Annotated in this window: 29 protein-coding genes and 1 riboswitch; of the genes, 13 read left to right on the forward strand and 16 right to left on the reverse strand. The window is 67.6% G+C overall.

All coding sequences use genetic code 11. From position 1 onward, the window contains the following. Positions 1-271: 271 nt before the first annotated feature. The 3 genes from NAO55_RS11400 to NAO55_RS11410 form a co-directional block, all read right to left on the reverse strand. Positions 272-679, reverse strand: a complete 408-nt coding sequence (locus tag NAO55_RS11400) for a DUF1850 domain-containing protein (protein ID WP_044313714.1) — start codon at positions 677-679, stop codon at positions 272-274. Then, positions 676-2,700, reverse strand: coding sequence for a TRAP transporter permease (locus tag NAO55_RS11405; RefSeq protein WP_102839043.1), 2,025 nt, complete (start codon positions 2,698-2,700; stop codon positions 676-678). Before NAO55_RS11405 ends, NAO55_RS11400 begins: the two co-directional genes overlap by 4 nt. A 136-nt stretch (positions 2,701-2,836) precedes the next feature. Further along, positions 2,837-3,790: a TAXI family TRAP transporter solute-binding subunit gene (locus tag NAO55_RS11410; RefSeq protein WP_102839042.1), complete on the reverse strand. Its 954-nt coding sequence runs from the start codon at positions 3,788-3,790 to the stop codon at positions 2,837-2,839. Between the two features lie 371 nt (positions 3,791-4,161). On the opposite strand from NAO55_RS11410, the gene NAO55_RS11415 reads away from it, so the two are divergent. Next, complete coding sequence (locus NAO55_RS11415; RefSeq protein WP_102839041.1) at positions 4,162-4,590, forward strand: DNA methylase; 429 nt, start codon at positions 4,162-4,164, stop codon at positions 4,588-4,590. A 71-nt stretch (positions 4,591-4,661) separates the two neighbouring features. Continuing rightward, positions 4,662-4,898 (forward strand): hypothetical protein, encoded by a 237-nt coding sequence (locus tag NAO55_RS11420; RefSeq protein WP_102839040.1) that lies wholly within the window; start codon positions 4,662-4,664, stop codon positions 4,896-4,898. 135 nt (positions 4,899-5,033) lie between these two features. Here NAO55_RS11420 and phnP read toward each other — a convergent pair whose 3' ends face one another. The 13 genes from phnP to phnC form a co-directional block, all read right to left on the reverse strand. Further along, a complete protein-coding gene (gene phnP / locus NAO55_RS11425; protein WP_102839039.1) occupies positions 5,034-5,783 on the reverse strand; it encodes a phosphonate metabolism protein PhnP in 750 nt (249 codons plus the stop codon). Then, complete coding sequence (gene phnN / locus NAO55_RS11430; protein ID WP_102839038.1) at positions 5,774-6,328, reverse strand: phosphonate metabolism protein/1,5-bisphosphokinase (PRPP-forming) PhnN; 555 nt, start codon at positions 6,326-6,328, stop codon at positions 5,774-5,776. The genes phnP and phnN overlap by 10 nt, the downstream gene beginning before the upstream one ends. 96 nt (positions 6,329-6,424) lie before the next feature. Then, the gene (locus NAO55_RS11435; RefSeq protein ID WP_102839037.1) at positions 6,425-7,570 is read right to left on the reverse strand and encodes an alpha-D-ribose 1-methylphosphonate 5-triphosphate diphosphatase; all 1,146 of its coding nucleotides are present in this window, start codon (positions 7,568-7,570) and stop codon (positions 6,425-6,427) included. Further along, complete coding sequence (phnL, locus tag NAO55_RS11440; protein WP_102839036.1) at positions 7,560-8,264, reverse strand: phosphonate C-P lyase system protein PhnL; 705 nt, start codon at positions 8,262-8,264, stop codon at positions 7,560-7,562. Before phnL ends, NAO55_RS11435 begins: the two co-directional genes overlap by 11 nt. 11 nt (positions 8,265-8,275) lie before the next feature. Beyond that, entirely contained in the window at positions 8,276-9,088 is an 813-nt protein-coding gene (gene phnK / locus NAO55_RS11445; RefSeq protein ID WP_102839035.1) for a phosphonate C-P lyase system protein PhnK, read from the reverse strand. After that, a complete protein-coding gene (locus NAO55_RS11450) occupies positions 9,085-9,954 on the reverse strand; it encodes an alpha-D-ribose 1-methylphosphonate 5-phosphate C-P-lyase PhnJ (RefSeq protein ID WP_102839034.1) in 870 nt (289 codons plus the stop codon). Before NAO55_RS11450 ends, phnK begins: the two co-directional genes overlap by 4 nt. Then, a complete protein-coding gene (locus NAO55_RS11455) occupies positions 9,951-11,060 on the reverse strand; it encodes a carbon-phosphorus lyase complex subunit (protein WP_102839033.1) in 1,110 nt (369 codons plus the stop codon). The genes NAO55_RS11450 and NAO55_RS11455 overlap by 4 nt, the downstream gene beginning before the upstream one ends. Further along, positions 11,060-11,668: a phosphonate C-P lyase system protein PhnH gene (gene phnH / locus NAO55_RS11460; protein WP_102839032.1), complete on the reverse strand. Its 609-nt coding sequence runs from the start codon at positions 11,666-11,668 to the stop codon at positions 11,060-11,062. The genes NAO55_RS11455 and phnH overlap by 1 nt, the downstream gene beginning before the upstream one ends. After that, entirely contained in the window at positions 11,668-12,114 is a 447-nt protein-coding gene (phnG, locus tag NAO55_RS11465; RefSeq protein ID WP_102839031.1) for a phosphonate C-P lyase system protein PhnG, read from the reverse strand. Before phnG ends, phnH begins: the two co-directional genes overlap by 1 nt. 11 nt (positions 12,115-12,125) lie before the next feature. Then, positions 12,126-12,833 (reverse strand): phosphonate metabolism transcriptional regulator PhnF, encoded by a 708-nt coding sequence (gene phnF, locus NAO55_RS11470; RefSeq protein WP_102833585.1) that lies wholly within the window; start codon positions 12,831-12,833, stop codon positions 12,126-12,128. Positions 12,834-12,867: 34 nt separating this feature from the next. Further along, the gene (phnE, locus tag NAO55_RS11475; protein ID WP_102839030.1) at positions 12,868-13,662 is read right to left on the reverse strand and encodes a phosphonate ABC transporter, permease protein PhnE; all 795 of its coding nucleotides are present in this window, start codon (positions 13,660-13,662) and stop codon (positions 12,868-12,870) included. Positions 13,663-13,724: 62 nt separating this feature from the next. Continuing rightward, on the reverse strand, positions 13,725-14,729 hold the full coding sequence (gene phnD, locus NAO55_RS11480) for a phosphonate ABC transporter substrate-binding protein (protein ID WP_102839029.1): 1,005 nt from the start codon (positions 14,727-14,729) through the stop codon (positions 13,725-13,727). Positions 14,730-14,777: 48 nt separating this feature from the next. Continuing rightward, entirely contained in the window at positions 14,778-15,608 is an 831-nt protein-coding gene (gene phnC / locus NAO55_RS11485) for a phosphonate ABC transporter ATP-binding protein (RefSeq protein WP_102839028.1), read from the reverse strand. 250 nt (positions 15,609-15,858) lie between these two features. On the opposite strand from phnC, the gene NAO55_RS11490 reads away from it, so the two are divergent. The 11 genes from NAO55_RS11490 (at position 15,859) to NAO55_RS11540 (ending at position 25,949) form a co-directional block, all read left to right on the forward strand. Beyond that, a complete protein-coding gene (locus NAO55_RS11490; protein WP_046617401.1) occupies positions 15,859-16,623 on the forward strand; it encodes an SDR family oxidoreductase in 765 nt (254 codons plus the stop codon). A 174-nt stretch (positions 16,624-16,797) separates the two neighbouring features. Next, positions 16,798-18,465 (forward strand): malonate decarboxylase subunit alpha, encoded by a 1,668-nt coding sequence (gene mdcA, locus NAO55_RS11495; protein ID WP_102839027.1) that lies wholly within the window; start codon positions 16,798-16,800, stop codon positions 18,463-18,465. Further along, positions 18,465-19,337 carry a triphosphoribosyl-dephospho-CoA synthase gene (locus tag NAO55_RS11500; RefSeq protein ID WP_102839026.1) on the forward strand — a complete coding sequence of 291 codons (873 nt, stop codon included), beginning with the start codon at positions 18,465-18,467 and terminating at the stop codon, positions 19,335-19,337. The genes mdcA and NAO55_RS11500 overlap by 1 nt, the downstream gene beginning before the upstream one ends. 2 nt (positions 19,338-19,339) lie before the next feature. After that, positions 19,340-19,639 carry a malonate decarboxylase subunit delta gene (locus tag NAO55_RS11505; protein WP_102839025.1) on the forward strand — a complete coding sequence of 100 codons (300 nt, stop codon included), beginning with the start codon at positions 19,340-19,342 and terminating at the stop codon, positions 19,637-19,639. Further along, complete coding sequence (locus tag NAO55_RS11510; protein ID WP_102839024.1) at positions 19,632-20,498, forward strand: biotin-independent malonate decarboxylase subunit beta; 867 nt, start codon at positions 19,632-19,634, stop codon at positions 20,496-20,498. Before NAO55_RS11505 ends, NAO55_RS11510 begins: the two co-directional genes overlap by 8 nt. Next, on the forward strand, positions 20,495-21,280 hold the full coding sequence (gene mdcE, locus NAO55_RS11515; protein ID WP_102839023.1) for a biotin-independent malonate decarboxylase subunit gamma: 786 nt from the start codon (positions 20,495-20,497) through the stop codon (positions 21,278-21,280). Before NAO55_RS11510 ends, mdcE begins: the two co-directional genes overlap by 4 nt. Before the next feature lie 72 nt (positions 21,281-21,352). Next, complete coding sequence (locus tag NAO55_RS11520) at positions 21,353-21,970, forward strand: malonate decarboxylase holo-ACP synthase (protein ID WP_102839022.1); 618 nt, start codon at positions 21,353-21,355, stop codon at positions 21,968-21,970. After that, on the forward strand, positions 21,967-22,893 hold the full coding sequence (mdcH, locus tag NAO55_RS11525; RefSeq protein ID WP_102839021.1) for a malonate decarboxylase subunit epsilon: 927 nt from the start codon (positions 21,967-21,969) through the stop codon (positions 22,891-22,893). The genes NAO55_RS11520 and mdcH overlap by 4 nt, the downstream gene beginning before the upstream one ends. Positions 22,894-23,013: 120 nt before the next feature. Next, entirely contained in the window at positions 23,014-23,412 is a 399-nt protein-coding gene (madL, locus tag NAO55_RS11530) for a malonate transporter subunit MadL (RefSeq protein ID WP_102839020.1), read from the forward strand. A gap of 3 nt (positions 23,413-23,415) precedes the next feature. Beyond that, positions 23,416-24,180: a malonate transporter subunit MadM gene (gene madM, locus NAO55_RS11535; protein WP_014818590.1), complete on the forward strand. Its 765-nt coding sequence runs from the start codon at positions 23,416-23,418 to the stop codon at positions 24,178-24,180. 261 nt (positions 24,181-24,441) lie between these two features. Further along, positions 24,442-24,529: riboswitch (glycine riboswitch) on the forward strand. A 160-nt stretch (positions 24,530-24,689) separates the two neighbouring features. Beyond that, on the forward strand, positions 24,690-25,949 hold the full coding sequence (locus NAO55_RS11540; RefSeq protein WP_102839019.1) for a D-amino acid dehydrogenase: 1,260 nt from the start codon (positions 24,690-24,692) through the stop codon (positions 25,947-25,949). Positions 25,950-26,060 lie beyond the last annotated feature (111 nt).

The following is a 26,060-nucleotide window of genomic DNA, read 5'->3' on the forward strand; positions in this document are numbered from 1 at the left end:
GCGGCGATGGAACGAGGGAAGTCGAGCGCAGCGAGACCCGGATGGAGGGGCAAGCGTTTTTGCCTACTTTTTCCGCGACTGGAAAAAGTGGGTCGCCCAGCAGGGCGAAACTATGCTTCCAAGCAGCTCGGAAATGGTTATGCGATCTGAACCTGCATCCATCCAATCCAGCCATCGCTACAGTTATTTCCTCGAACCAATCGAAGAACCAAAAAGAAAAAGGGGTGCCGCCTGCGCGAACACCCCTCCTCAACGATCACCGGCCAGCCGGTCAATCGTTCCCGACACTCGCCGCTTGCACGGTACAGCCCCAGACTTCCAGCGCCGGCTGGTCCGCTTGTGGCGGGCCTAGCCATTCGCTCATCGCGTGGCAACGCTGGTCAAAACACAGTTGGTAATCCCCTGCCTCGGGGGTTCGCCCCAGGCGCAGGAGTGGCAACGCCGGCATCTGGCGCTGGTAGTGCCAGGCCCCGTCGCGCAGTTCGGCGTCATCCGGGATCTCCATCCCGGCACCAGAACCCTTGACCCGCGCTTCGCCGAGCAGCAGCCCGTCCGGCGTCACGCGGTAATCCTCTTCCCAGCGGATCTTCTCGATCGTGTGGTTCCACGCCAGGGTGAAGGCGGGGGCGGGCACTTCGGCCCACACCACGCCTGCCAGCCCCAGGCACAGACCGATCACGCCGCCGCCGGCTCGGCGCGACGGGCGCGCCAGATGTGTTGAGCGAGAAAGATCGCGCCGAGGGCGAAACCGATCTCGTCACTCATCGGTGTGGCGAGGATCATCGCCGCACCGGCGACGAAGCCCAGCACTTTTTCCCACAGCGCCATGGGCCGCTGCAGGTAGCCGGTGAACACCGCGCCCCACAGGCCGATGGCGAAGGCCGCCTTGAACAGCATGTACAGCGTGGCGCCCCAGTCCCCGCCCTGCATCATCAGCGCCGGGTTGTACACCGCCATGAACGGCACGATGAAACCGGCGATGGCGATGCGGATGGCCCACATGCTGATCTTCAGGCCCTTCTCCTTGGCGATCGGCGCGGCGGCGAAGCAGGCCAGCGCCACCGGCGGAGTCAGGTCGGCCATGATGCCGAAGTAGAAGACGAACATGTGCGAGACGATCAGCGGCACGCCGAGATCCAGCAGCGCGGGTGCGGCGATCGAGCTGGTGATGATGTAGTTGGGAATGGTCGGGATGCCCATGCCCAGCACCAGGCAGGTCAGCATGGTCAGGATCAGCGAAAGGAACAGGTTGTTCTCGCCGACCGCGAGGATGTAGCCAGCAAAGGTCGAGGCCACGCCAGTCAGCGAAACGATGCCGATGATCACGCCGACCAGGGCGCAGGCGATACCCACCGGCACCGCATGGCGCGCACCTTCGACCAGCGCGTGCAGGCAGATGGTCAGGGTGTCGCGGCCGCCCTTGATGAACCAGCACACGGCCACCAGCGCGGCGATGACGCCGAAGATCACCCCGATGCCGAGCTGGAAGAACCCGGCGCAGAGCAGGCCGAGGGCGATCCAGAAGGCGATGCGCAGGCCGAACGACGACACCTTGAGGATGATCGCCGAGCCGAGGATGACGATCGCCGTCAGCGCCAGGCCGATGGTGCCGGCGAACATCGGCGTGCGCCCGGAGAACAGCAGCCAGACCAGTACCAGGAGCGGGATCAGCAGGTACCAGCGCTCCTTCACCGCGGCCCAGGCACTCGGGCATTCGTCTTTCGGCAGGCCCTTGAGACCGGCGTGCTTGGCTTCCAGGTGGACCATCCAGAACACCGAGCCGAAGTACAGCAGCGCCGGAATCAGCGCGGCCTTGGCGATCTCGACGAAGGGCACGTTGATGGTCTCGGCCATGATGAAGGCCACCGCACCCATCACCGGCGGCATGATCTGGCTGCCCATCGAGGACGTGGCCTCGACGCCGCCGGCGAAGGCCGGTCGATAGCCGAAGCGCTTCATCAGCGGGATGGTGAACTGGCCGGTGGTGACCACGTTGGCCACGCCGGAACCGGTGATGGTGCCCATCAATGCCGAAGACACCACCGACACCTTGGCCGGGCCGCCGAGCTTGTGGCCGAACAGGCCCATGGCGAAGTCGGTGAACAGCTTGATCATCCCCGCCTGCTCGAGGAACGAGCCGAACAGGATGAACAGGAAGATGTAGGTCGCCGAAACGTAGGTCGGCGTGCCGTACAGGCCTTCGGTGCCGAACGACAGCTGGTTGACGATCTGGTCCAGGTAATAGCCGCGGTGCGCGAGATCACCGGGCAGGTATTCGCCGAGCAGGCCGTAGGCGAGGAACAGCCCGCAGATGACCGGCAGGGCGATGCCCATCACCCGGCGGGCGGCCTCGAACACCAGCACAATCAACGTCAGGCCGACCACCATGTCGGTGGTGGTCATGTCGCCGGAACGCTGGATCAGGTCCGCCTCGAAATACCACTGGTAGATGAAGGTGGCGAAACCGGCCAGGCCGAGCAGCCAAGCCACGGGCTGGAACGGCTTGCCGTTGCCGCGCGCCGGGTAGCAGAGGAACACCAGCAGCAACAGGAAGCCGACGTGACCGGCCCGCAGTACCTGGCTGGACACCGGGTGAAAGGCGGCGGTGACGATCTGGTAGATGGAGAACAGCAGGGCGACGTAGAACAGCGCCCTCGGCCATTCGCTGGGACTGGCGTGCAGCCCTTGGCTTTCGCTCATGGAATCACTCTCTCACTGCAAGGTGGGGGCCTGTAGAAGCAGGCTTGCCAACGAGGCAACGCGGGCAAGCCTGCTGCTACAAGGAGCGGGCTGGAGCAGGCCGCAGGGCCCGCTCCGCCCGTCTGTCAGCGCTGGGTTACTTGAGAACCCCGGCTTCCTTGTAGAAGCGCTCGGCGCCCGGGTGCAGCGGGATCGGCAGGTTCTTGGTGGCGTTTTCCAGCTTGATGTCCTTGGCGGCGGAGTGGGCGTTACCCAGGGCGGCCAGGTTGTCGAACATCAGCTTGGTCATCTGGTAGGCCACTTCGTCGGAAACCTTCTCATGGCTGACCAGGATGTTGGTGATGGCCACGGTCGGCACGTCGGCATCCTGACCGTCGTAGGTGCCGGCCGGAATCACGCCGGCCTGATAGGCGTCGCTCTCGATCTTCTCGACCACGGCGGCCGGAATCTCGACGAAGGTCACCGGCATGGTGCTGGCCAGGTCGCGGATGGCGGCCATGCCCAGGCCCGAGGACTGCAGGGTGGCGTCCAGCTGGCGGTTCTTGATCAGCTCGACCGACTCGGCGTAGGGCAGGAACTCGACGCGGCCCATGTCCTCGTAGCTCAGGCCGGCGGCCTTGAAGATCGCGCGGGCGTTCAGCTCGGTGCCGGACTTCGGCGCGCCGACGGAGATGCGCTTGCCCTTGAGGTCTTCCAGGGTCTTGATGCCGGACTCTTCGCTGGCAACGATCTGGATGTAGTTGTTGTAGGTACCGGCGATGGCGCGCAGGCGCTTGAGCGGAGCCTTGAAGCCGGCGTCCTCGACACCGTTCCAGGCGTCGGCAACCGAGTCACCCAGGGAGAAGGCCAGTTCGCCACGGCCGGCCTGCAGCAGGTTGAGGTTTTCCACCGAAGCCTTGGTGGCTTGCACGGAAGTCTTGGCGCCGTCGATCTTGTTGTACTGCTGCGACAGGGCCACGCCGATCGGGTAGTACACACCGCTGGTACCGCCGGTGAGGATGTTGATGAAGGTCGGCGCAGCGACGGCCGCGGTGCTGGCAGTGAAGGCCGCAGCGGCAGCGAGCAGGCCCAGGCGTTTGGTCAGTCTCATGGTGGATCTCCGTTTCGTTTTTATTGGTTGACGCAGCATGTTGACGATAGACGATGCCGCGTTCGGGAACGCGCCAGACGAGCAAGCAGAGGGGCGATGGCACCGGAAAGATCCGGAGGATGGATATCGCTGGCAGCTCTTCTTGTCGTTGGAATCGCATCGAGCAGATTGCTAGTAGCAGAAGCCGTGCCAGGCACGCATAGCCCCTGCTACAAGGGCTGCTGCCTGCATGGACAGGCGCGATAGGCAAAAATCCGCCTATGTGACGAGGGGTCTCGGCAAGAAACCGCTTATCGGGGTTGAGGTGAGTGCGAAACTTGCCTGGCGCGCGGGCTTCGAATGCAGACGAATCGTTCGATGGAGGGCTCGCCATGAGCGCGGAAATCAGCGCCAAGGATCTGGGCATCGACATGAATGACGGCGAGCACGCGCTGTTCAAGTGGTTTCTCGCCAGCTTTCTGTTCGGTAAGCGCATCCAGCAGGACATCGCCGCCGAGGCGTATCGCGTGATCGCCGACAAGCACAAGCGCGATACGCCACGAAAACTGGGCAACTGCAGCTGGCAGCAACTGGTGGACATGCTCGGTGAAGGACACTACGTACGCTACGACGAGTCCACCGCCGAGCGGCTGCTCAAGCTCTGCGAGAAGCTCAACCACGAATATGGTGGCAAGCTCGGGCGCATCCATGAACTCAGCGAGAACCGCAAGGAGCTGGAGCGGCGGCTGGCGGAATTCGAGGGGATCGGGCCGAAGACCGTTGAAATCTTCATGCGCGAGGCCGCCAGGGTCTGGTACTGAGTGCGCCGGACGGCGCTTGCGTAGCGCGGCCGAAGGGTTAGAGTGGCGCCATCGCAACGCCGAAGTCCGCCATGCGCATCGTTCTGCTCAGTCTGTTCCTGCCCATCGCCGCCAGCGCCGCGCCGGCGCCCTATTACCAATGGCAGAGCAAAGTCGACGGCACCATCATCTGCCGCCAGACCTCACCGGGCGAGGGTTGGCAGAAACTCGACGGTCGCCCGTTCCGTGATCTCAACTGCAGCATGCCGGCCGCGCGGGTCGAACGCCCGAGCAGCGTGCCGGGTTTCCGCCCGCAGCCGGGGCGCTAGCCGGCGTCAGCCCGGAATCCGCTCCATGCTTCATGGCCGTAGGGTGGAAAACCGCGCAGCGTTTTCCACGCGTCGCGAGCAGGCGGCTCGGTGTTCTCCCGCCTCTGGTCCATGGAAACGCCTATCTGCGAAGCGCTAGAGCGCCATCCCGTCGTATGCCAGGCACACGTTGCCCGGCAGTTCCCGTGACGCCTGCATGAACCAGGCATCCAGCTCGTGGCCGATGTGGGTCAGCACGGCTTGCGCCGGCTGCAGGTCGTCGATGCTCTGCAGCGCGCGGGTCAGGTCGTTGTGGTTGCGCGGTGGCGCGTCGCGCGGCGGTGTCGAACAGTCCAGCACCAGCACGTCCAGCACGGTGTCCTGCAGCAGTTCGCGCGTGCTGTCCGGCAGGCCGACGGTGTCGGTGAGGTAGGCGATACGGCGTCCGTTGCCTTCCAGCAGATAGCCGAAGGTGGGTTTCGAATGCACCAGTGGCAGCGCGGTGACCCGTAGCGTGCCGAGCATGCGTTGTTCGAAGGCGGCGAACGGCTCGCTGAAATCGAGGATGCCGGGATGCTTGTAGAGGTCGGCGAGGCCGTCGGGATCGTCCGGGCCGTGCACCGGGATGCGCAGTCCCACGCCCCAGCGCAGCTGCAGCAGGCCCTGGGCGTGGTCGGCGTGGTAATGGGTCTGCAGGATGCCGTTGAAGCTGCCCGGGGCGAAGCGCTCGCAGAGATCAGGCAGACCGCTGTCGAGCAGCCAGCGTTGATCGCCACATTCCACCAGCGCCGAGCAGGCACGGCGGCGGCGACGCGGGTCGAGCTGCGCGGCGCGGCACGCCGGACAGGCGCAGTTATACACCGGCACCTGTGCGGCGCCGCCGGTGCCGAGCAGGGTCAGCCGCATTGGCGGTGCTCGTCGAGCAGCTGCAGCAGGCGTTCGACGCTGCTCTGCAGCGAAGCGGAATTGTCCACGCGGACGTAGTCGTCCAGCTCACCGCTGAACAGTGCATTGCGCGCCAGGCGCGCCTCGATCTGCTCGGGCGTCTCCCGGCCGCGGGTCAGCAGGCGCTCGCGCAGCACGTCCTGCTCGACGGTCAGCAATACCGCCAGCAGGTCCGGGTAGCGCTGCCGCGCCTCGGGCAGATAGCCGCGCGAGCCGTTGACCAGCACATCCTCGCCAGCCGCCAGCCAGGCGTCGATTTCGGCGGGAATGCCGTAGGCCAGCCCGTTCGCGCGCCAGGCGAGGGCGAACGCCCGCTCGGCCTCCAGGCGCTCGAACTGTTCGATGCTCACCGAGTGTGCGGCTTCGCCGATGGCTTCGGCCGAGCGGGTGATGACCCGCCGGGCGATGCGCACGCCACGCTCGGCTAGCGGCGCGCGGGCAGCGTCGAGCAGGCTGTCCTTGCCAGCGCCGGACGGGCCGATCAGGTAGATCAGGCGGCCTTGCATCAGATCACCTCCAGAGACGGGAGAACGCGGGGTGTGGACCGGCATGGTAGCGGCAAGCCGCCCCGCAGGGGACATCATGGTGCGAGCGCGAATGCATCAGAACACGCGCCGGCCCTGGCGCCAGACCTGGCCGATCACCGGCTGGCCCTTGTGCACCTGCGCCTGGACCAGGTCGGCGCGCAGCCCGACGGCGATCTCGCCGCGATCATCCAGTCCGGCCGCGCGTGCCGGCGCCAGGCTGATGGTGGCAATGGCGCGCGGCAGGTCGTAGCCGTTGTCCTGTTCGGCCAGGCCCAGCGCGGCCTGCAGCAGACTGGCCGGGTAGTAGTCGCTGGAGAGGATGTCCAGCACGCCGCGCCGGGCCAGGTCGGCAGCGGCGATATTGCCCGAGTGCGAGCCGCCACGGACGATGTTCGGCGCACCCATCAGCACCTTCAGCCCGCGCGCGTGGCTGGCCTCGGCGGCCTCGAAGGTGGTCGGGAATTCGGCGATGGCCATGCCGTAGTCCGCTGACTCGCTGACGTGCTCCAGGGTCGCATCGTCGTGGCTGGCCAGCGCCAGGTCGCGGCTGCGGCAGATGTCGACGATGGCGTCGCGCTGCTGGTCGCTGTGCCGCGCCGAGTTGGCCAGCTGCTCGGTGACGAAGGCATCCATCTCCGCCGGACTCAGGTGGTACTTGCCCATGTAGTACTCGCGGTACTTCTCCATGCGCGCGAACTGGCGCTGGCCCGGCGCATGGTCCATCACCGAGACCAGCTGCACCAGCGGCTGCTCGACCAGCTCGCGGAACAGCTCCAGGCACTGCGGGTGGCTGACTTCGCAGCGCAGGTGCAGGCGGTGTTCGGCGCGGGTCTGTCCGGCGGCTTCGGCCTCGGCGATGGCCTCGAGCATCACGCCGAGCTGCTGCATGCGCTTGCCCTTGGGATTGATGTCGCCGATCGACAGCGCATCGAACACCGTGGTGATGCCGGCGGCGACGATCTGCGCGTCATGGGTCAGCACCGCCGAGGCGGACGGCCAGTCCACCCCGGGGCGCGGGCTCATGTGCTTTTCCAGATTGTCGGTGTGCAGTTCCACCAGCCCCGGCAGCAGCAGGTCGCCACCCAGATCTTGGGCCTGCGGCAGGCTGCTGGCGCCTGCGCTGATGTCGGCGATCAGGCCGTCGCGGATCAGCAGGCTGCCGTGGATCACCTGATCGGCCAGCACCAGGCGGGCGTTGCTGAGTATCTGTTCAGCTGGCATGGGCCAGGTCCTCCTGCGTCATGTCCAGGTAACGATCGGCGACTGCCTCGCGGATCGCGCGGTCGTGGAAGATGCCGATCAGCGCGCTGCCGGCCGCCTTGGCTTCGTCGATCAGTTCCAGCACCACGCCGGCGTTGGCTTCGTCCAGCGAGGCGGTGGGCTCGTCGAGCAGCATCACCGGCCAGCTGACCATGAAGCCGCGCGCCAGGTTGACGCGCTGCTGCTCGCCGCCGGAAAAGGTGCCGGGGGCGAGCTGCCAGAGCCGCTCGGGAATGTTCAGCCGGGTCAGCAGCGCCTCCGCCCGCACCTCGGCATCGACACGGCTCCAGCCGCGCGCCAGCGCCGGTTCCATCACCACGTCGAGCGCCGGCACTCGCGGGATCACCCGCAGGAACTGGCTGACATAGCCCAGCATCTGCCGGCGCACGGCGAGGACCTGGCGCGGCTCGGCACCGACCAGCTCCAGCCAGTCACCGGCATGGCGGATACGGATGCTGCCGCTGGCCGGCAGGTAGTTGCCGTACAGCGTGCGCAGCAGGGTCGACTTGCCGGCACCGGACTGGCCGTGCAGCACCAGGCATTCGCCGGCGGCGACGGTGAAGTTCAGCCCGCGCAGCACCTGCAGGCTGACGCCGTGCTGCTGGTGCAGGGTGAAGGTCTTGGCGAGGTCACGGACCTCGATCAGCGTGTTCATGGCGGATTCCTTCATGGCTGCAGCACCGAGGACACCAAGAGCTGCGTGTAGGGGTGCTGCGGGTCGTCGAGGATCTGGTCGGTCAGACCCGACTCCACCACCCGCGAGCGGCGCATCACCATCAGCCGGTCGGCCAGCAGGCGTGCCACGGCGAGGTCGTGGGTGACGATCACCACCGCCAGGTCCAGCTCGCGCACCAGCCCGCGCAGGAGGTCGAGCAGGCGTGCCTGCACCGACACGTCGAGGCCGCCGGTGGGTTCGTCCATGAACACCAGCTTCGGGCTGGAAACCAGGTTGCGGGCGATCTGCAGGCGCTGCTGCATGCCGCCGGAGAAGGTCCGCGGCAGGTCGTCGATGCGCGCCGGGTCGATCTCCACCTGTTGCAGCCAGTCCAGCCCGGCGGCGCGCAGCTGGCCGTAATGGCGTACGCCCTGGGCCATCAGCCGCTCGCCGATGTTGGCGCCGGCGGAAACGCCCATGCGCAGGCCGTCGCGCGGGTTCTGTTCGACGAAGCCCCATTCGGTGCGCAGCAGCGTGCGCCGCTCGGCCTCGCTGGCGGCGTAGAGGTCGAGCCAGTCGCCGGCAGCATCGCGGTACTGCACGCTGCCGCGATCCGGCGGACAGCGGCCGCAGAGCAGCGAGAGCAGGGTGGACTTGCCGGAGCCGGACTCGCCGACGATGCCCAGCACTTCGCCGGGGTAGAGCTCGAAGGACACGCCCTGGCAGCCCTTGTCCGGGCCGTACAGGCGGGTCAGCTCGCGCACCGTCAGCAGCGGTTCGGCGCAGGCGGTCGCGGCGGGCAGCAATTGTTCGGCGGCGCTCATGGGCGGCTCTCCTGGGGCTGGGCGCGCTGCGCGCAATAGTCGGTATCCGAGCAGACGAACTGCTTGCTGCCGGCGTCGTCGACGATCAGCTCGTCGAGGTAGGAATCGCCGCTGCCACAGATGGCGCAGCACTGCTCCCATTGCTGGATCTGGAAGGGGTGATCCTCGAAATCCAGGCTGACCACGCGGGTGTACGGCGGCACGGCGTAGAGGCGCTTCTCGCGGCCGGCGCCGAACAGCATCAGCGCCGGGCTCAGGTCCAGCTTGGGGTTGTCGAATTTGGGAATCGGCGAGGGGTCCATCACGTAGCGCCCGTCCACCGTCACCGGGTAGGCGTAGCTGGTGGCGATGTGGCCGAAGGTGGCGATGTCCTCGTAGAGCTTCACGTGCATCACGCCGTAGTCGCCCAGCGCGTGCATGGTGCGTGTCTCGGTTTCCGACGGCTCGATGAAGCGCAGCGGCTCGGGGATCGGCACCTGATAGACCATGATCTGCCCGGCGGCGAGCGGGGTTTCCGGGATGCGGTGGCGCGTCTGGATCACCGTCGCTTCCGGGGTGCGTTCGGTGGTGGCGACCCCGGCAGTGCGGGCGAAGAAGCGGCGGATCGACACCGCGTTGGTGGTATCGTCGGCGCCCTGGTCGATCACCTTGAGCACGTCGTCGGCGCCGAGAATGGCCGCGGTCAGCTGCATGCCGCCGGTGCCCCAGCCGTAGGGCAGCGGCATCTCGCGGCCGCCGAAGGGCACCTGATAGCCGGGAATGGCGACCGCCTTGAGCAGCGCGCGGCGAATCATGCGCTTGGTCTGCTCGTCGAGGTAGGCGAAGTTGTAGCCCGCCTCGCGGGCGGGAATGGCGTGGGCATTCATGCGCGTTTCTCCTTCGCAGGCGTCTCGGCGTCTGCTTCGGTCTGCTCGGCCTGCGGCTGGCGCAGCTTGCGGATCAGCTCCAGCTCGGACTGGAAGTCGACGTAGTGCGGCAACTTCAGGTGCGAGACGAAACCGGCGGCCTCGACGTTGTCGCAGTGCATCAGGACGAATTCTTCCTGCTGCGCCGGGCCCTGCACCTCCTCGCCGTACTCGCCGGCACGCAGCGCGCGGTCGACCAGCGCCATGCCCATCGCCTTGCGCTCGGCATAGCCGAAGGCCAGGCCGTAGCCGCGGGTGAACTGCGCCTGCGCGGCACTCTCGCCGACGAACTGGTTGACCATCTCGCACTCGGTCAGCTCGATCTCGCCGAGGCAGACCGGAAAGCCCAGCTCCTGCGGCTCGATCCAGACCTCGGCGGTGCCGATGCGAATCTCGCCGGCGAACGGGTGGTTGCGGCCGTAGCCACGCTGGGTCGAGTAGCCCAGCGCCAGCAGGAAGCCCTCGTCGCCGCGAGCCAGCGCCTGCAGGCGTTCGGCGCGGCTCGCCGGCAGCTCCAGCGGCTCGCGGGTGAGGTCCGGCACCGGCTCGCCGCGGTCGATTTCCGGCGTCATCAGGCCTTCCTCGCCGAGCAGGCCGAGTACCCGCGGGCAGTTGCCCAGCGTGGCGCTGTCATTCACCGGCGGGCCGGGGCGTTCGCCTTCGGCGAGCAGGGCGAAATCGAGCAGGCGGTGGGTGTAGTCGAAGGTTGGGCCGAGCAGCTGGCCGCCGGGCACGTCCTTGAAGGTCGCCGAGATGCGCCGGCTGAGCTGCATGGCACCGGTGTCCAGCGGCAGGCTTTCGGCGAAGCGCGGCAGCGTGGTGCGGTAGGCGCGCAAGAGGAAGATCGCCTCGACCAGATCGCCGGCGGCCTGCTTGATCGCCAGCGCGGCGAGTTCCTCGTCGTACAGCGAGCCTTCGCTCATCACCCGCGCCACGGCGAGTGGCAGTTGCTGGCGAATCTGCTCGACGCCGAGCTCGGCGATGCCGGTATCGCCGCGGCGCTTCTTCGCCAGCAGCGCGTGCGCGTTGTCGATGGCCTGTTCGCCACCCTTGACCGCGACGTACATCAGGCCACCTCCTGCAGCGAATCGCCGATGCGCGTGCTACGCGGCAGGCCGAGCACTTCGCCTTCAGTGCAGAACAGTGCGTCGAGCCCACGCGGGAAGTCGTTGCGTGCGGCGCGCTGCTGCCAGAACGCCGGTTTCAGCGGCAGGCCGACCAGGCGGCTGCCGTCGATGCCCGGGCCCTGCCAGCTCAGCGCCGGGCCGCGGTCGAGTCGGTCGAGCTGGATCAGCAGCGTGCAGGACTGGTCCGGGTAGCGCTCGCTGCCGTTGTAGAAGCCGGAGAGGTCGTCCAGCGCGGCGGCGTCGAGCAGGGCGAACATGGCCTCCTCACGCGCCTCGACGATCGGGCAGCCGCAGTGAAAGGCCAGGTTGGCGCGAATCGCCGGGGTATCGAAGGCCGGCGCCAGCCACAGTGGTGTGTCGTTATCCAGCAGGCTCAGGCACAGCGCGTAGCTGGCGGCCTGCAGATGGTCGATGGCGGCGACGCTGACCAGAGGCTGGCGCGTGCCCGGCTCGGACAAAGCCTTGAGCGCGGCGCGGAAGCACTTCTGCGCGTCCAGCACCGGGTCGGCGAATGCGGCCTGCAACAGGTCGGATGGGGCGCGATTCATCAGTCTTCTCCTCGCAGCAGCGTGAAGAACTCCACGCGGGTAGTGGCGGTTTCGGCAGCCTTTTGCGCGGCGCGTCGGGCCTGCGCGGCGGCCAGCGGTTCGATCAGTTCATTGACCCAGCGGCTCTGCTGTGGGCCCTGTAGGTGGGCGTCGGCGAGCGCGGCGAGCTCGGCCTGGCGCTTGTCGCGGCCGGCGCGGTAGCTGTAGCCCGTGCTGCCGTCGGCCAGGCGCACCACGCAGCGGGTGGCGCTCATCTCGCCGAGGTTGAACGGCGCACCGGTGCCGCCCATGCGGCCGCGCACCAGGGTCATGCCGATTTCCGCGGGGCGGATCAGCTGGTAGGCGCAGTCGCGCAGGTCACTTTCGAAAGGCGCCAGGTCGGCGGCGCTGGCGCGGGCCAGCACGGCCATCCAGCGCTGGCGGGGGGATCGTTCGCGGGTGTGCATGGGGTTCTCCATCAGGTGGCGACCTGGTACTGAAAGCGGTCGGAACGGCTGGCCGAGAGGGCGATCTCCACCGGTCGCCCGGCGGCATCGCAGGACAGGGTGAATACCGACAGCAGCGGCATGCGCAGGGGCATCAGCAGCTGTGCGGCCTCGTCGCGATCGGCCAGGCGTGCGCCGATCAGGCTGAAACGGCGCGTCAGCGGCAGGCCGCGTTCGCCGAGGTAGCGGCGCAGCGATCCGCCCTGGTAATCGGCGAGCCGTTCGGCGTGGCTGGCGCAGTAGCGGTGGCGGATCAGGCTGACCGGCTCGCCGTCGAGCAGGCGCAGGGTGCTCAGCTCGATAAGCGCGGCGCCTTCGGCCAGTTGCAGGTGGCGTGCCTCCTCGGCGCTGGCGCTGAGCTGGCGACGCGCGAGCAGGCGCGCCTCGGTGCGCACGCCGAGGGCGGCAAGCGCATCGCTGTAGGCGCTGTCGGCCTGCAGCGGATAGACCAGCGGGCGTTGCAGCACCTGGGTTCCCTTGCCCTGGCGGCGCAGCAGGCGGCCTTCCTGTACCAGCTCGTCGACGGCGCGGCGCAGGGTGTGGCGGTTGACCGCGAAGCGGCGCGCCAGCTGCATTTCGCCAGGCAGGAAGTCGCCGATGCGATAGTGGCGCAACTCGCCGCGCAGCACCTGGGCCAGTTCGAGGTAGAGCGGTTCGCTGGGTTGTCTAGACAACTGCATGGTTTTTTCGAGAGGCGCACGGCGCCTCGCTCCGTCAGATGAAGCGCTTGCGCAGGCGCTGGGAGAGCAGGTCGATCAGGCTCACCACGGCGATGATGATCAGCAGCAGGGCGGCGGTCTGGCCGAACTGGAAGCCGCGAATGGCTTCCCAGAGGATCACGCCGATACCGCCGGCGCCGACCATGCCGACCACCGTGGCCGAGCGCACGTTGGATTCGAAGCGGTACAACGAGTAGGAAATCCACAGCGGCAGCACCTGCGGAATCACCCCGAAGATGACTTCCTGCAGCGCACTGGCGCCGGTGGCACGCACGCCTTCCACCGGGCCCGGCTCGATGGCTTCCACCGCTTCGGCGAACAGCTTGGCGAGGACGCCGGTGGTGCTGATCCACAGCGCCAGCACGCCGGCGAAGGGGCCGAGGCCGACGGCGACGACGAAGAGCATGGCGAAGACCATCTCGTTGATCGACCGGCAGGCATCCATCAGTCGGCGCACCGGCTGGTAGACCCACCAGGGCACGATGTTCTCGGAGCTGAGAATGCCCAGCGGAATGGCGCAGACGATCGCCAGCAGGGTGCCCCAGAGGGCGATGTGCACCGTGGTGACCATCTCCTTGAGGTACAGCTGCCAGTTGCTGAAGTCCGGCGGGAAGAAGTCGGCGGCAAAGGTCGCCATGTTGGCGCTGTCGCGAATCAGCAGCAGCGGATTCATCTCCGCGCCTTGCCAGGACCAGGCCAGCACGGCTAGGCACAGGCCCCAGCCGAGCAGGCGCAACCAGCTGCGCTTGTCGTTGCCCGCGAGTGGCGGTGTGGTGCTCAGAGTGGTCATGTTCGGTTCTCACAAACGACACGGACGGGGGCGTGGCGCCAGCGCGCCACGCCCGGCGTTGCTCAGCTGGCCTTGGCGGCGGCGTTCTTCTGCTCGCGCTCGGCCATGCGCTGCTCCAGCTTGGCCAGCTCGTCGTCGATGCCCTGCAGCTTGGCCTGGCGATCGCTGTCGGAGAGCTTGCTGTCGGCGGCGACTTCGCTGCGCTTCTTGAACAGTTCCAGCTGGCGGATCGGCAGCAGCTGGTCGTTATCCGAGGCACGGAACGGAGCCCACTGCAGCGCGGCGAGAATTTCCTTCTCGGCCGGCTTGGCGCCATAGCTCATGAAGAACTCGCGCAGCCTGTTCTTCTGCTCGTCGCTCAGACTCTTGCGCCACACCAGCGGGTCGGCCGGGATCAACGGCGAGGTCCAGATCACCTTGAGTTGGGCCGCCTTGTCCGGCGCGGTGATCTCAAGGCGCTCCATGCCTTCGCTGTTGAAGGTGCCGACATCGACCTGCTTGTTTGCCACCGACAGCGCGTTCACTTCGTGGCTGCCGTTGAGGCTGCGCTTGAAGGCCTGGCTAGCGTCGACCTTGTTCTTGGCGAACACGTAGTAGCCGGGCACCAGATAGCCGGAGGTGGAGTTCGGGTCGCCGTTGGCGAAGGTCAGGCTCTTGGCGTTCTTCAGCACGTCCTCGACCGAGTTCAGGGCGCTGTCCTTGTGCACGATCAGATGGCTGTAGTAGCCCGGGCTGCCGTTCGCGGCGACGGTCTGGGCGAAGATTTCGCCGCCGGCGCGATCCACCGCCTCCATCGCCGACTTGTTGCCGTACCAGGCCAGATCGACCTTGTCGAAGCGCATGCCCTGGATGACCCCGGCGTAGTCGGGGGCGAAGAAGGCCTTCACCTCGTAGCCGGTCTGCTTGCTCATGTCGGCGAGGAAGGGGTCCCAGACGCTGCGCAGGTTCTGCGAGGACTCGGTGGAAATGATGCCGAAGGTGATGGTCTCGGCGGCCTGCGCGGTGCCGAACATCGCACCGGCGAGCAGCGTGGAGGCGGCGAGGGCGCGGCTGAAGCGTTTCAACATGGAGGTCACTCCTGAGGTGTGGCGTTGGTTGTCGGGTTGACCTGCGGCTCAGCCGTTGACCAGCTGCAGCTGACGCGGCTCGGCGCTGCGGGCGCGATCGGAGAACAGCAGGCTGGCGTCCAGATCGGCGCCGTAGAGATCGTTGAGCAGGTGGTCGCTGAGTGCCGCCGAGGGGCCGTCGTAATGAATGCGCCCGCCCTTGAGCGCCACGGCGCGGGAGCAGTAGCGCAGGGCGTAGTCGACCTGATGCAGGGTTACCACCACGGTCTTGCCGTCCTGGCGGTTGATGTCGGCGAGGATTTCCATGACCTTGCGCGCCGACTCCGGGTCGAGCGAGGCGATGGGTTCGTCGGCGAGGATCACCTCGGCCTGCTGGGTCAGCGCGCGGGCGATCGCCACCCGCTGCTGCTGGCCGCCGGAGAGGGTCGAGGCGCGCTGCGCGGCGCGCTCGGCCAGGCCGACGCGCTCCAGTGCGGCCATGGCCTGGCGCTTCTGCTCGTCGCTGAACATGCCCAGCGAGCCGCGCCAGCGCGGCATGCGGCCGAGAAAGCCGAGCAGCACGTTGTCCAGCACGCTGAGGCGGTTGACCAGGTTGAACTGCTGGAAGATGTAGCCGATGTCGGCGCGCAGGCGGCGCACCTCGCCGTGCAGACGGCCGGTGGCCTGAACCTCGCGGCCGAGCACCTCGATGCGCCCGCCGGCGGAGCGGTCGCAGCAGGCCAGGCCGGCCAGGTGGCGCAACAGCGTGGACTTGCCGGAACCGGACGCGCCGATCAGCGCCACCATCTCGCCCGGCTGTATCGCCAGGCCCAGGTCGAACAGCGCCTGCTTGCCGGCGAAGGTCTTGTTCAGTCGCTCGACTCGAATAGCCGCATTCATGTCTTGCCCTCTCGTCTGCGCGGCCGGGGAGGTCGGCCAACTTGTCTAGACGAGAAGGTAGTCAGGCTCTGTTGCAGTCCCGCTAAGCGTCCGTGAACCTGCGATGACCATTCGGTGAAGCTTCGACGGTCAGCGCAGCGGCCAGTCGGCGCACGCAAGGCTTTGCCTTCGCGGCGCGCGCCCCTAAGCTGGTCAGCGAGCTGCCGCGTCGCCTACACGTCGGTCGGGCCTGTCAGAAAAGAGGAAGAGCATGAAACAGAAGATCGTATTCATCACCGGCGCCACCTCCGGCTTCGGCCGCGCCACTGCCCGCCGCTTCGCCGAGGCCGGCTGGGCGCTGGTCCTCACCGGGCGGCGCAGCGAGCGCCTGGAAGCGCTGCAGAGCGAGCTGTCGGCGAAGGTGCCGGTGCACATCGCCACCCTCGACGTGCGTCATGCCGGCGCGGTAAAGGAGGTGGTCGAGCAGCTGCCCAGCGAGTTCAGCCAGATCGATTGCCTGGTCAACAACGCCGGCCTGGCGCTGGCGCCGCAGCCGGCGCAGCAGGTCGACCTCGCCGACTGGCACACCATGATCGATACCAACATCACCGGTCTGGTCAACGTCACCCACGCGCTGCTGCCGACGCTGATCGCCACCGGCAAGGGCGCCAGCATCGTCAACATCGGCTCGGTGGCCGGCCACTGGCCGTATCCGGGCGGCCACGTCTACGGCGCGACCAAGGCCTTCGTCGAGCAGTTCGGCTACAACCTGCGCTGCGACCTGCTTGGCACCGGCGTGCGCGTTACCGACATCGCCCCGGGCATGGCCGAAACCGAGTTCACCCTGGTGCGTACCAAGGGCGATCAGGACGCCAGCGACCGGCTCTACCGCGGCACCACGCCGCTGACCGCCGAGGACATCGCCGAGCAGATCTTCTACGTCGCCACCCTGCCGGATCACATCAACATCAACCGCCTGGAAGTGATGCCGACGCGTCAGGCCTGGTCGCCGTTCAATATCGATCGCGACAAGTAATCGGCTCCAGGAGGGCGTGGCGTGCAATGCGCCGCGCCTGCTGCATGCCTCGCAAACCGGCCGTTCAGACATATCGTTAACCCAAGCGTAACGGTCGCGCCTGCTGCTTGATTGATGACCCTTCGGTCACCTCCCTACTGTGCGCTCCACAAGCGGAAAAACTGTGGAGTCGCCATGACAACAACAATCTCCCCACCGCCGCAGTGGTCGCGTCGTCGAGCCGAAAAGGCCCGTCGTCTCGATCAGGTGCGCAGCCTCGCCGATGGCGTGGTGCTGCCCAGCGAGCGGATCGTCGAGGCCCTGGAACTCTTGATCGCCCCTGGCGACCGGGTGGTGCTCGAGGGCAACAACCAGAAGCAGGCGGACTTCCTCTCCCGCTCGCTGGCCAAGGCCGACCCCGGCAAGCTGCATGACCTGCACATGATCATGCCGAGCGTCAGCCGCGCCGAGCACCTGGATCTGTTCGAACGGCAGATCGCCCGCAAGCTCGACTTCTCCTTTGCCGGCCCGCAGAGCCTGCGCATCAGCCAGCTGCTCGAAGACGGCCTGCTGGAAGTCGGCGCCATCCACACCTACATCGAACTCTATTCGCGCCTGTTGGTGGACCTGATCCCCAACGTCGCGCTGGTGGCCGGCTTTCAGGCCGACCGCCACGGCAACATCTACACCGGCCCCAGCACCGAAGACACCCCGGCGCTGGTCGAGCCGACCGCCTTCAGCGATGGCATCGTCATCGTCCAGGTCAACGAGATCGTCGACGAGCTGCCGCGCGTGGACATCCCGGCGAGCTGGGTCGATTTCGTCGTGGTGGCGGACAAGCCGTTCTACATCGAGCCGCTGTTCACCCGCGACCCGCGCCACATCAAGCCGGTGCACGTGCTGATGGCGATGATGGCGATCCGCGGCATCTACGAAAAACACAACGTGCAGTCGCTCAACCACGGCATCGGTTTCAACACCGCGGCCATCGAGCTGATCCTGCCGACCTACGGCGAATCCCTCGGCCTGAAAGGCAAGATCTGCCGCAACTGGACGCTCAACCCGCACCCGACGCTGATCCCGGCGATCGAGACTGGCTGGGTGGAAAGCGTGCATTGCTTCGGCACCGAACTGGGCATGGAGAACTACATCGCCCAGCGCCCGGACGTGTTCTTCACCGGCCGCGATGGCTCGATGCGCTCCAACCGCATGATGTGCCAGCTGGCCGGGCAGTACGCCGTGGACCTGTTCATCGGCGCCACGCTGCAGGTCGATGGCGACGGGCATTCCTCCACCGTCACCCGCGGCCGCCTGGCGGGCTTCGGCGGCGCACCGAACATGGGCCACGACCCGCGCGGTCGCCGTCATCCCACGCCGGCCTGGCTGGACATGGCCATGCCCGGCGGCGAGGCCCCGGTGACCATGCTCGAGCGCGGCAAGAAGCTCGTGGTGCAGATGGTCGAGACCTTCCAGGAGGGTGGCAAACCCACCTTCGTCGAGCAGCTCGACGCGGTGGAGGTGGCGAAGAAGAGCGGCATGCCGCTGGCGCCGATCATGATCTACGGCGACGACGTCACCCACCTGCTCACCGAGGAAGGCATCGCCTACCTGTACAAGGCCCGTTCGCTGGAGGAACGCCAGGCGATGATCGCCGCGGTGGCCGGCGTCACCAGCATCGGTTTGCGGCACAACCCGAAGGACACCGAGCGCATGCGCCGCGAAGGGCTGATCGCCCTGCCGGAAGACCTCGGCATCCGCCGCAACGACGCCACCCGCGAACTGCTCGCCGCCAAGAGCATCGCCGAGTTGGTGGAGTGGTCCGGCGGCCTCTACAACCCGCCTGCCAAGTTCAGGAGCTGGTGATGAGCGCACTCATTGCACGACAGGCGCCGACCGCGGCCGAGCGCCTGGCCGATCTGGCGGTGCAGGCGCTGGTCGACGAGGCCGATCTGTCGCCCAAGCCGGGGCTGGTCGACCGGCGCGGCAGTGGCGCGCACAGCGATCTGCACCTGGGGCTGATGCACGCCTCGGCGCAGTCGCTGTGGCCGGCGTTCGCCGCCATGGCCGATGCCGCGCGGTGCGAAGGTCGGGTCAGCCAGGCGCTGCGTGAAACCCTCGGCCAGCTGGGCCGCGACGGCGAAGCGGAGATGTTGCGCGTCACCGCCGGGGTCAACACCCATCGCGGCGCGATCTGGGCGCTGGGGCTGCTCAGCGCGGCGGCCATGCTGGAAAGCGGCGCTTCGGCCGGCGGGATCGCCGCCAGCGCGGCCGCCCTGGCGCGGCTGGATGACCCGGCCGCGCCGCACAACCCGGACAGCCATGGCGCGCGGGTTTGCCGCCGCTACGGCGTGCTCGGCGCCCGCGAACAGGCGCAGCACGGCTTTCCCGCGGTCATCGAGCACGGCTTGCCGCAGCTGCTGGCCAGTCGCCGCGCCGGCGCCGGCGAGCAGAACGCCAGGCTCGATGCATTGCTGGCGATCATGAGCAGCCTGACCGACACCTGCGTGCTGCATCGCGCCGGTCTTGAAGGGCTGACCCGCATGCAGGCCGGCGCCCGCGCCGTGCTCAGAGCCGGTGGTGCCGCCAGCCTCGCCGGTCGTCGCCAGCTGCGCTTGCTCGATCGCGACATGCTCGCCCTCAACGCCTCGCCGGGGGGCGCCGCCGACCTCCTGGCCGCCACCCTTTTCCTCGACCGTCTGGCGCCGCATGCGCCGGCGCCGACTGGGAGCAACTGAACATGGAAACCCTGTCTTTCGAATTCACCGCCGGGCAACCCGCCCGCGGCAAGGCCCTGGTCGGCGTGGTCGGCTCGGGCGATCTGGAAGTGCTGCTGGAACCCGGCCAGGCCGGCAAGCTGGCGATCCAGGTGGTCACCTCGGTCAATGGCGCCGAGCAACGCTGGAAGAGCCTGTTCGAGCGGATGTTCCGCGAGCAGACGCCACCGGCATTGAACATCGATATTCACGATTTTGGGGCCACACCCGGCGTAGTGCGTCTGCGCCTGGAGCAGGGACTGGAGGAGGTCGGCCATGACTGATGTGTCCGCTAACACCGTGGCCCGTTTACTCGAGTCGCGCAGCTTCGTCGAACTCGGTGCCCGCCAGCGTGCCCGCGCACTGCTGGACGAGGGCAGCTTCCGCGAACTGCTCGATCCGTTCGATCGCGTCACCTCGCCCTGGCTGCCGAAGCAGGGCATCGTCACCCAGGCCGACGACGGCGTGGTGGTCGCCAAGGGCAGCATTGACGGCCAGCCAGCGGTGATTGCCGCCATCGAAGGCGCCTTCCAGGGCGGCAGCATGGGCGAGGTCGGCGGCGCGAAGATCGCCGGCGCACTGGAACTGGCTGCCGAAGACAACCGCAACGGCATCCCGACCCGCGCCGTGCTCCTGCTGGAAACCGGCGGCGTGCGTCTGCAGGAAGCCAACCTGGGCCTGGCTGCCATCGCCGAAATCCAGGCGGCCATCGTCGAGCTGCGCGACTACCAGCCAGTGATCGGCGTGGTCGCCGGTTCCGTCGGCTGTTTCGGCGGCATGTCCATCGCCGCCGGGCTGTGCAGCTACCTGGTCGTCACCCGCGAAGCCCGCGTCGGCCTCAATGGTCCGCAGGTGATCGAGCAGGAAGCCGGGCTCGACGAGTACGACTCGCGTGACCGCCCCTTCATCTGGAGCCTGACCGGCGGCGAGCAACGCTACGCCTCGGGGCTGGTGGACGCCTACGTGGCCGACGACACCGACGCCATTCGCGCGCAACTGCACGAACTGTTCGCCCTCGGCAAGCCGCTGCAGCCGCGCAGCCGCCGCCACGCCTGGTACCTCCAGCGCCTGGCCGACGTCGACACTCGCACGCAGCTCGATGCCGCCGCCGTGCGTGCCATCTACAGAGGAGATGCCCAATGAGCCGTGGACTGAACTGGTTGCAAGCCCTGGCCGGCGGCCAGGCACTGGCGGGCTATCCGGCCTCGGTGAAGGTGGTCGACGGCACGCTCGGAGCGCGCACCGCCCGCTATATCGCCGTGGTGCCGGACGCCGAGAATCCCTTCCCGCGCGCGCGCAACGGCGAGGTCGGTCTGCTCGAAGGCTGGGCCCTGGGCCAGGCGCTGGATGAGGTGATCGCGGCCGATCGCGACAAGGCGGACAAGCGTGTGCTGGTCGCCGTGGTCGACGTGCCGAGCCAGGCCTATGGCCGCCGCGAAGAAGCCCTCGGCATTCATCAGGCGCTCGCCGGTGCGGTGGACGGCTATGCCCGCGCACGGCTGGCCGGGCACCCGGTGATCGCGCTGCTGGTGGGCAAGGCCATGTCCGGCGCCTTTCTCGCCCACGGCTATCAGGCCCAGCGGATCATCGCCCTGCGCGATCCGGGCGTGATGGTGCACGCCATGGGCAAGGCCGCCGCGGCGCGCATCACCCTGCGCAGCGTCGAGGAGCTGGAAGCCCTGGCCGAATCGGTGCCGCCGATGGCTTACGACATCGACAACTACGCGACCCTCGGCCTGCTCTGGGAAACCCTCTCGGTGGACAGCATCGAGCAGCCCTCGGCGGATGATCTGGCGCGTGTACGCGACTGCCTGAGCAAGGCTGTGGCGGACATTGGCGACAGCAGCGACCTGCGCGGTCGTCTCGGCGCGCCGAACCGCGAGGCGTCGTCGCGGGTACGCGAGCTGCTGCGCGCGCAGTGGTAGCGAACACCTGACGCGGCCCTATTCGCCACAGCGATCAGCGACTCGACAACAACAATCACGAGGAGGCTGTAGATGCACGACACACCTCGCCCCCACGACCTGCTCTGGGGCATGACCCCGGCCCAGCTGCCGGCCGATGCGCCCGCCTGGGCGATCGCTGTGCTCGCCGCTGGCCAGCCGGTGGTGGTGCGGCGTGCGCGTGTGGCCGCCGGCCTGGTTGCGGTCGGGTTGCGCGGGGCGACGCGTGATCAACGCCTGGCCGCGCTGATGCCGATCGAGGCGATCGCTCATCGGTTGGCACCGGAAGATCTGCTCGGTCGTCAGGCCAGTGAGGATCTGCCGGTGTTCCGCGTGCTGGCCGAGCTACGCCCCTTGCTCGATGCGCTGGGCCACGCCTGGGGCGTCACCGGCTCGGCGGGTTTTCAACTTGCCACCGGGCTGCCGACGGCGCACCCGGACAGCGATCTGGATCTGCTGCTCAGGGCCGAGCGCCCGCTGCCACGCAGCGAGGCGCGCCCGCTGCTACAGCTGCTCGAAGGCCGCGCCTGCCGCGTCGACCTGCAACTGGAAACCCCGCTGGGTGGTGTGGCGCTCGGCGAATGGGCCGGTGGCGGCGCGCGGGTGCTGGTCAAGGCTGCCGAAGGACCGCGTCTGGTGAGCGATCCCTGGGCCACGGAGCGTGCGGCATGAGTAGCCTGTTCGCCTTTCCCGGCCAGGGCGCGCAGAAGCCCGGCATGCTCCAGCGTCTGCCACAGGAGCCTGAAGTCCTCGAATGCCTGGCGCAGGCCAGTGCGGTGCTCGGCGAGGATGCGCGGCTGCTCGATTCGGCCGAGGCGTTGCAATCGACCCGAGCGGTGCAGCTCTGCCTGCTGATCGCCGGGGTCGCCGGAGCGCGGCTGCTGATGCGCGATGGCCAGCGCCCGGATTATGTCGCCGGGCTGTCCATCGGCGCCTATGCCGCGGCGGTGGTCGCCGGGACGCTGGACTATCGCGACGCGGTGCGGCTGGTCTCGCTGCGTGGCGAGCTGATGCAGCAGGCCTACCCGCACGGCTATGGCATGACCGCCATCCTCGGTCTGTCGCTGAGCACGGTCGAAGGCCTGTTGGCGGAGGCCAAGGCGCCCGCCTACCTGGCCAATATCAACGCCGACAACCAGCTCGTCATCGCCGGCAGCGATGCCGCCATGGCCGCGGTCGCCGCCCGCGCCAAGGCCCTCGGTGCCTCCTGTGCGCGGCGTCTGGCGATGAGCGTGCCGTCGCACTGCGCGTTGCTCGAGCAGCCGGCGCGTGAGCTGGCCGAAGCCTTCGCCGGCGTCAGCCTGCGCGCTCCGCAAGTTCGCTATCTGAGCAGCTCGTCCGCACGCCCGATATTCGATAGCGAGCGCCTGCGCGACGACCTCGCCTTCAACATGTGCCGCGTCGTCGACTGGCACGGCACTCTGCGCACCGCCTACGAACGTGGCGTGCGTCTGCAGATCGAACTGCCCCCGGGCCAGGTGCTCACCGGCCTGGCGCGGCGGGTTTTCGAACAGGGTACGCTGGCCGCCTTCGACGGCGCCCGGCTCGACACACTGGACGCCTTGCTGCGTCAGGAGGGCAGCCAGAGCCGATAGACCGCGTGCACATTCAGCGCGAGCAAGCCTTACTCGCGGCTGATCGATGGATAACAACAACGACCTCGACAACACGCGCCACGCCCTCTGCAGGCCGGCGCAACCAAAAGGACAAGAACAATGATCATCTTTGGTGTGGCCTTCCTGGCCTTGTGTACCCTCACCGGCATCTTCGTCGGCGAGCTGCTCGGCAAGCTGCTGGGCGTACCGGCAAACGTCGGCGGCGTGGGTATCGCCATGGTCCTGCTGATCCTGCTCGGCAGCTACCTGAAGCAGCGCGGCCTGTTCAACATGGAGACCGAACAGGGGGTGAAATTCTGGAGTGCCGTGTACATCCCGATCGTGGTCGCGATGGCGGCGCAACAGAACGTCTACGGCGCCCTCAGCGGCGGCCCGATGGCCATTCTCGCCGGTGTGGCGGCTGTCGCCGTGGCCTTCGCGCTGGTGCCGGTGCTCGACCGGATCGGCCGAAAAAAGCATGAAGCCGATGAAGCCAAGCCACTGACCACGGAGGGTTGAACCATGTACGAATCTCTGATGAAAGTGATCTCCGGCTACGGCCTGATCAGCGGCTTCGCCATCATCGGCGCGACCATGTGGATCTCCTACTGGCTGTCCGACAAGCTCACCAAGGGCCGCCTGCACGGCTCGGCGGTCGCCATCCTCATCGGCCTGTTGCTGTCGTACATCGGCGGCGTGGTGACCGGCGGGCAGAAGGGCCTGGTGGATATCGCGCTGTTCTCCGGCATCGGCCTGCTCGGCGGCGCCATGCTGCGTGACTTCGCCATCGTCGCCACCGGTTTCGGCGTCAGTGTGGAAGAGCTCAAGCGCGCCGGCATGGTCGGCGTGCTGGCGCTGTTCGTCGGTGTGTTCTCCTCCTTCATCGCCGGCGTCGCGGTGGCCATGGCGTTCGGCTACACCGACGCGGTCAGCCTGACCACCATCGGCACGGGCGCTGTGACCTACATCGTCGGCCCGGTCACTGGCGCGGCGATCGGCGCCAGCTCCGAAGTCATGGCGCTGTCGATCGCCGCAGGCCTGGTCAAGGCGATTCTGGTGATGATCGCGACGCCGTTCGTGGCGCCGATGATCGGCCTGAACAACCCCCGTGCCGCGGTGATCTTCGGCGGCCTGATCGGCACCTCCAGCGGTGTGGCCGGCGGCCTGGCGGCCACCGATGCTCGCCTGGTGCCCTATGGCTGCCTGACTGCGGCGTTCTACACCGCGCTGGGCTGCCTGCTCGGGCCGTCGCTGCTGTTCTTCGTCATGCGCGGGCTGTTGGGCTGAGGTCGTAAAGGTGGAAAAGGCTGCGCCGTTTTCCACCCTACGAATGCGTAGGGTGGAAAACTCGCGCAGCGATTTTCCACGCGTAACCCTCACCGCGTGGATAGCTGCGGCCATCCACCCTACGACGGCTACACGCCCTGGCACAGGCCCGCCAGACCGCCGCGTAGCCCCGGGCCAAAGCCGGGGGGTTACAGCGGCGGTTTTTTCTGGCAGGGTAACCCTCGATTCGCGACCGATTGCCGCAGGCAGCGGGCGCGGGTCGATGTGCTAGCGGGAGAGACTGCCGCATGGCAGCGCCGAAGGAGCAACCGCCCCGGAAACTCTCAGGCAAAAGGACCGCTACCACTGCTGACACTCTGAAGAGCCGCCCGGTTTTCGTCGCCGGGCGCACCGAAGGAGCAAGCGAGCCGCGTCACGCGCTCGTGAATCTCTCAGGTCCAGAACAGAGGGGGCGCCCGCCGCGCGTTGGGCGCACGGGCTATGACCCCTCGACGTTCTGGAGCGCAACAATGAAAACAATCGCAGTCATCGGTGGCGGCATCACCGGCGTCACCACCGCCTATGCCCTGGCCAAGCGCGGCTTCTCGGTCACCCTGCTGGAAAAGCACCGCTACGCGGCGATGGAAACCTCCTTCGCCAACGGCGGCCAGCTGTCGGCCTCCAATGCCGAGGTCTGGAACCACTGGTCGACGATCGTCAAGGGCCTCAAGTGGATGCTCAAGAGCGACGCGCCGCTGCTGGTCAATCCCAAGCCCAGCTGGCACAAGCTCTCCTGGTTCGCCGAGTTCATCGGCTCGATCCCCAATTACCGCAAGAACACCATCGAAACCGCGCGGCTGGCGATCGCCGCGCGCGAGCATCTGTTCGCCTGGGCCGAAGCCGAAGGCATCGACTTCGACCTGAAGAAGAAGGGCATCCTGCATATCTACCGCGACAAGGCCGGCTTCGAGCATGCCGCTGAGGTTTCGCGCCTGCTCGCCGAAGGCGGCCTGCCGCGGCGCAGCGTGACGCCGGAAGAAATGCGTGCCATCGAGCCGACCCTGGCCGGCACCTATTACGGCGGCTACTACACCGAATGCGACTCCACCGGCGACATCCACAAGTTCACCCATGGTCTGGCCACGGCGATCGAGCGCCTCGGCGTGCGTTGCCGCTACGGTGCCGACGTGAAGTCGGTGGCCAGCGACGGCAAGCGTGCCAGCGTGATCCTCGCTGGCGTTGGCGGTGACGAGCGGCTGGAGTTCGACGGCTTGGTGGTTTGCGCCGGCACCGCCAGCCGCGGACTGGCAGCCCAGCTCGGCGACCGGGTGAACATCTACCCGGTCAAGGGCTACTCGATCACCGTCAACCTGACCGACGAGATCAGCCGTGCCTCGGCGCCGACGGTCAGCCTGCTCGATGACGAAACCAAGCTGGTCAGCAGCCGCCTTGGCGACGACCGCTTCCGCGTCGCCGGCACCGCCGAGTTCAACGGTTACAACCGCGACATCCGCGCCGATCGCATCCGCCCGCTGGTGGATTGGGTCAACCAGTGCTTCCCCGGCGTCAACACCCGCAGCGTGGTGCCGTGGGCCGGTCTGCGGCCGATGATGCCGAACATGATGCCCAAGGTTGGCCGCGGCAGCTCGCCCTGCGTGTTCTACAACACCGGCCACGGGCACCTGGGCTGGACGCTGAGCGCGATCACCGCGGATATGGTCGGTGACGTGGTGGCGCAAAGCCTGGGCCGGCCCGCTCCGGTCGCGTCTGGGCAGACAGCCGTCGCCTAGTCATGCAGTCGTAGGGTGGAAGACGGCGAAGCCTCTTCCACCCCTGCGGCGCCGATCATGCCGATCCGGCTGGCCATATGCCAACGCGTGGAAAACCGCTGCGCGGGTTTT

The sequence above is a fragment of the Stutzerimonas frequens genome (assembly GCF_024448335.1).
Classification (GTDB): Bacteria; Pseudomonadota; Gammaproteobacteria; order Pseudomonadales; family Pseudomonadaceae; genus Stutzerimonas; species Stutzerimonas frequens.

What these genes read in the sequence shown, in the direction of transcription:
- phnD (WP_102839029.1), bottom strand. Translation starts at nt 14,729, where the DNA reads ATGTTGAAACGCTTCAGCCGCGCCCTCGCCGCCTCCACGCTGCTCGCC.
- NAO55_RS11505 (WP_102839025.1), top strand. Translation starts at nt 19,340, where the DNA reads ATGGAAACCCTGTCTTTCGAATTCACCGCCGGGCAACCCGCCCGCGGC.
- NAO55_RS11405 (WP_102839043.1), bottom strand. Translation starts at nt 2,700, where the DNA reads ATGAGCGAAAGCCAAGGGCTGCACGCCAGTCCCAGCGAATGGCCGAGG.
- phnE (WP_102839030.1), bottom strand. Translation starts at nt 13,662, where the DNA reads ATGACCACTCTGAGCACCACACCGCCACTCGCGGGCAACGACAAGCGC.
- phnG (WP_102839031.1), bottom strand. Translation starts at nt 12,114, where the DNA reads ATGCACACCCGCGAACGATCCCCCCGCCAGCGCTGGATGGCCGTGCTG.
- madL (WP_102839020.1), top strand. Translation starts at nt 23,014, where the DNA reads ATGATCATCTTTGGTGTGGCCTTCCTGGCCTTGTGTACCCTCACCGGC.
- NAO55_RS11500 (WP_102839026.1), top strand. Translation starts at nt 18,465, where the DNA reads ATGAGCGCACTCATTGCACGACAGGCGCCGACCGCGGCCGAGCGCCTG.
- NAO55_RS11510 (WP_102839024.1), top strand. Translation starts at nt 19,632, where the DNA reads ATGACTGATGTGTCCGCTAACACCGTGGCCCGTTTACTCGAGTCGCGC.
- phnP (WP_102839039.1), bottom strand. Translation starts at nt 5,783, where the DNA reads ATGCGGCTGACCCTGCTCGGCACCGGCGGCGCCGCACAGGTGCCGGTG.
- NAO55_RS11435 (WP_102839037.1), bottom strand. Translation starts at nt 7,570, where the DNA reads ATGCCAGCTGAACAGATACTCAGCAACGCCCGCCTGGTGCTGGCCGAT.
- NAO55_RS11450 (WP_102839034.1), bottom strand. Translation starts at nt 9,954, where the DNA reads ATGAATGCCCACGCCATTCCCGCCCGCGAGGCGGGCTACAACTTCGCC.
- NAO55_RS11540 (WP_102839019.1), top strand. Translation starts at nt 24,690, where the DNA reads ATGAAAACAATCGCAGTCATCGGTGGCGGCATCACCGGCGTCACCACC.
- NAO55_RS11520 (WP_102839022.1), top strand. Translation starts at nt 21,353, where the DNA reads ATGCACGACACACCTCGCCCCCACGACCTGCTCTGGGGCATGACCCCG.
- mdcE (WP_102839023.1), top strand. Translation starts at nt 20,495, where the DNA reads ATGAGCCGTGGACTGAACTGGTTGCAAGCCCTGGCCGGCGGCCAGGCA.
- NAO55_RS11490 (WP_046617401.1), top strand. Translation starts at nt 15,859, where the DNA reads ATGAAACAGAAGATCGTATTCATCACCGGCGCCACCTCCGGCTTCGGC.
- NAO55_RS11410 (WP_102839042.1), bottom strand. Translation starts at nt 3,790, where the DNA reads ATGAGACTGACCAAACGCCTGGGCCTGCTCGCTGCCGCTGCGGCCTTC.
- phnK (WP_102839035.1), bottom strand. Translation starts at nt 9,088, where the DNA reads ATGAGCGCCGCCGAACAATTGCTGCCCGCCGCGACCGCCTGCGCCGAA.
- NAO55_RS11415 (WP_102839041.1), top strand. Translation starts at nt 4,162, where the DNA reads ATGAGCGCGGAAATCAGCGCCAAGGATCTGGGCATCGACATGAATGAC.
- phnF (WP_102833585.1), bottom strand. Translation starts at nt 12,833, where the DNA reads ATGCAGTTGTCTAGACAACCCAGCGAACCGCTCTACCTCGAACTGGCC.
- madM (WP_014818590.1), top strand. Translation starts at nt 23,416, where the DNA reads ATGTACGAATCTCTGATGAAAGTGATCTCCGGCTACGGCCTGATCAGC.
- phnL (WP_102839036.1), bottom strand. Translation starts at nt 8,264, where the DNA reads ATGAACACGCTGATCGAGGTCCGTGACCTCGCCAAGACCTTCACCCTG.
- phnH (WP_102839032.1), bottom strand. Translation starts at nt 11,668, where the DNA reads ATGAATCGCGCCCCATCCGACCTGTTGCAGGCCGCATTCGCCGACCCG.
- mdcH (WP_102839021.1), top strand. Translation starts at nt 21,967, where the DNA reads ATGAGTAGCCTGTTCGCCTTTCCCGGCCAGGGCGCGCAGAAGCCCGGC.
- NAO55_RS11455 (WP_102839033.1), bottom strand. Translation starts at nt 11,060, where the DNA reads ATGTACGTCGCGGTCAAGGGTGGCGAACAGGCCATCGACAACGCGCAC.
- phnN (WP_102839038.1), bottom strand. Translation starts at nt 6,328, where the DNA reads ATGCAAGGCCGCCTGATCTACCTGATCGGCCCGTCCGGCGCTGGCAAG.
- mdcA (WP_102839027.1), top strand. Translation starts at nt 16,798, where the DNA reads ATGACAACAACAATCTCCCCACCGCCGCAGTGGTCGCGTCGTCGAGCC.
- phnC (WP_102839028.1), bottom strand. Translation starts at nt 15,608, where the DNA reads ATGAATGCGGCTATTCGAGTCGAGCGACTGAACAAGACCTTCGCCGGC.
- NAO55_RS11420 (WP_102839040.1), top strand. Translation starts at nt 4,662, where the DNA reads ATGCGCATCGTTCTGCTCAGTCTGTTCCTGCCCATCGCCGCCAGCGCC.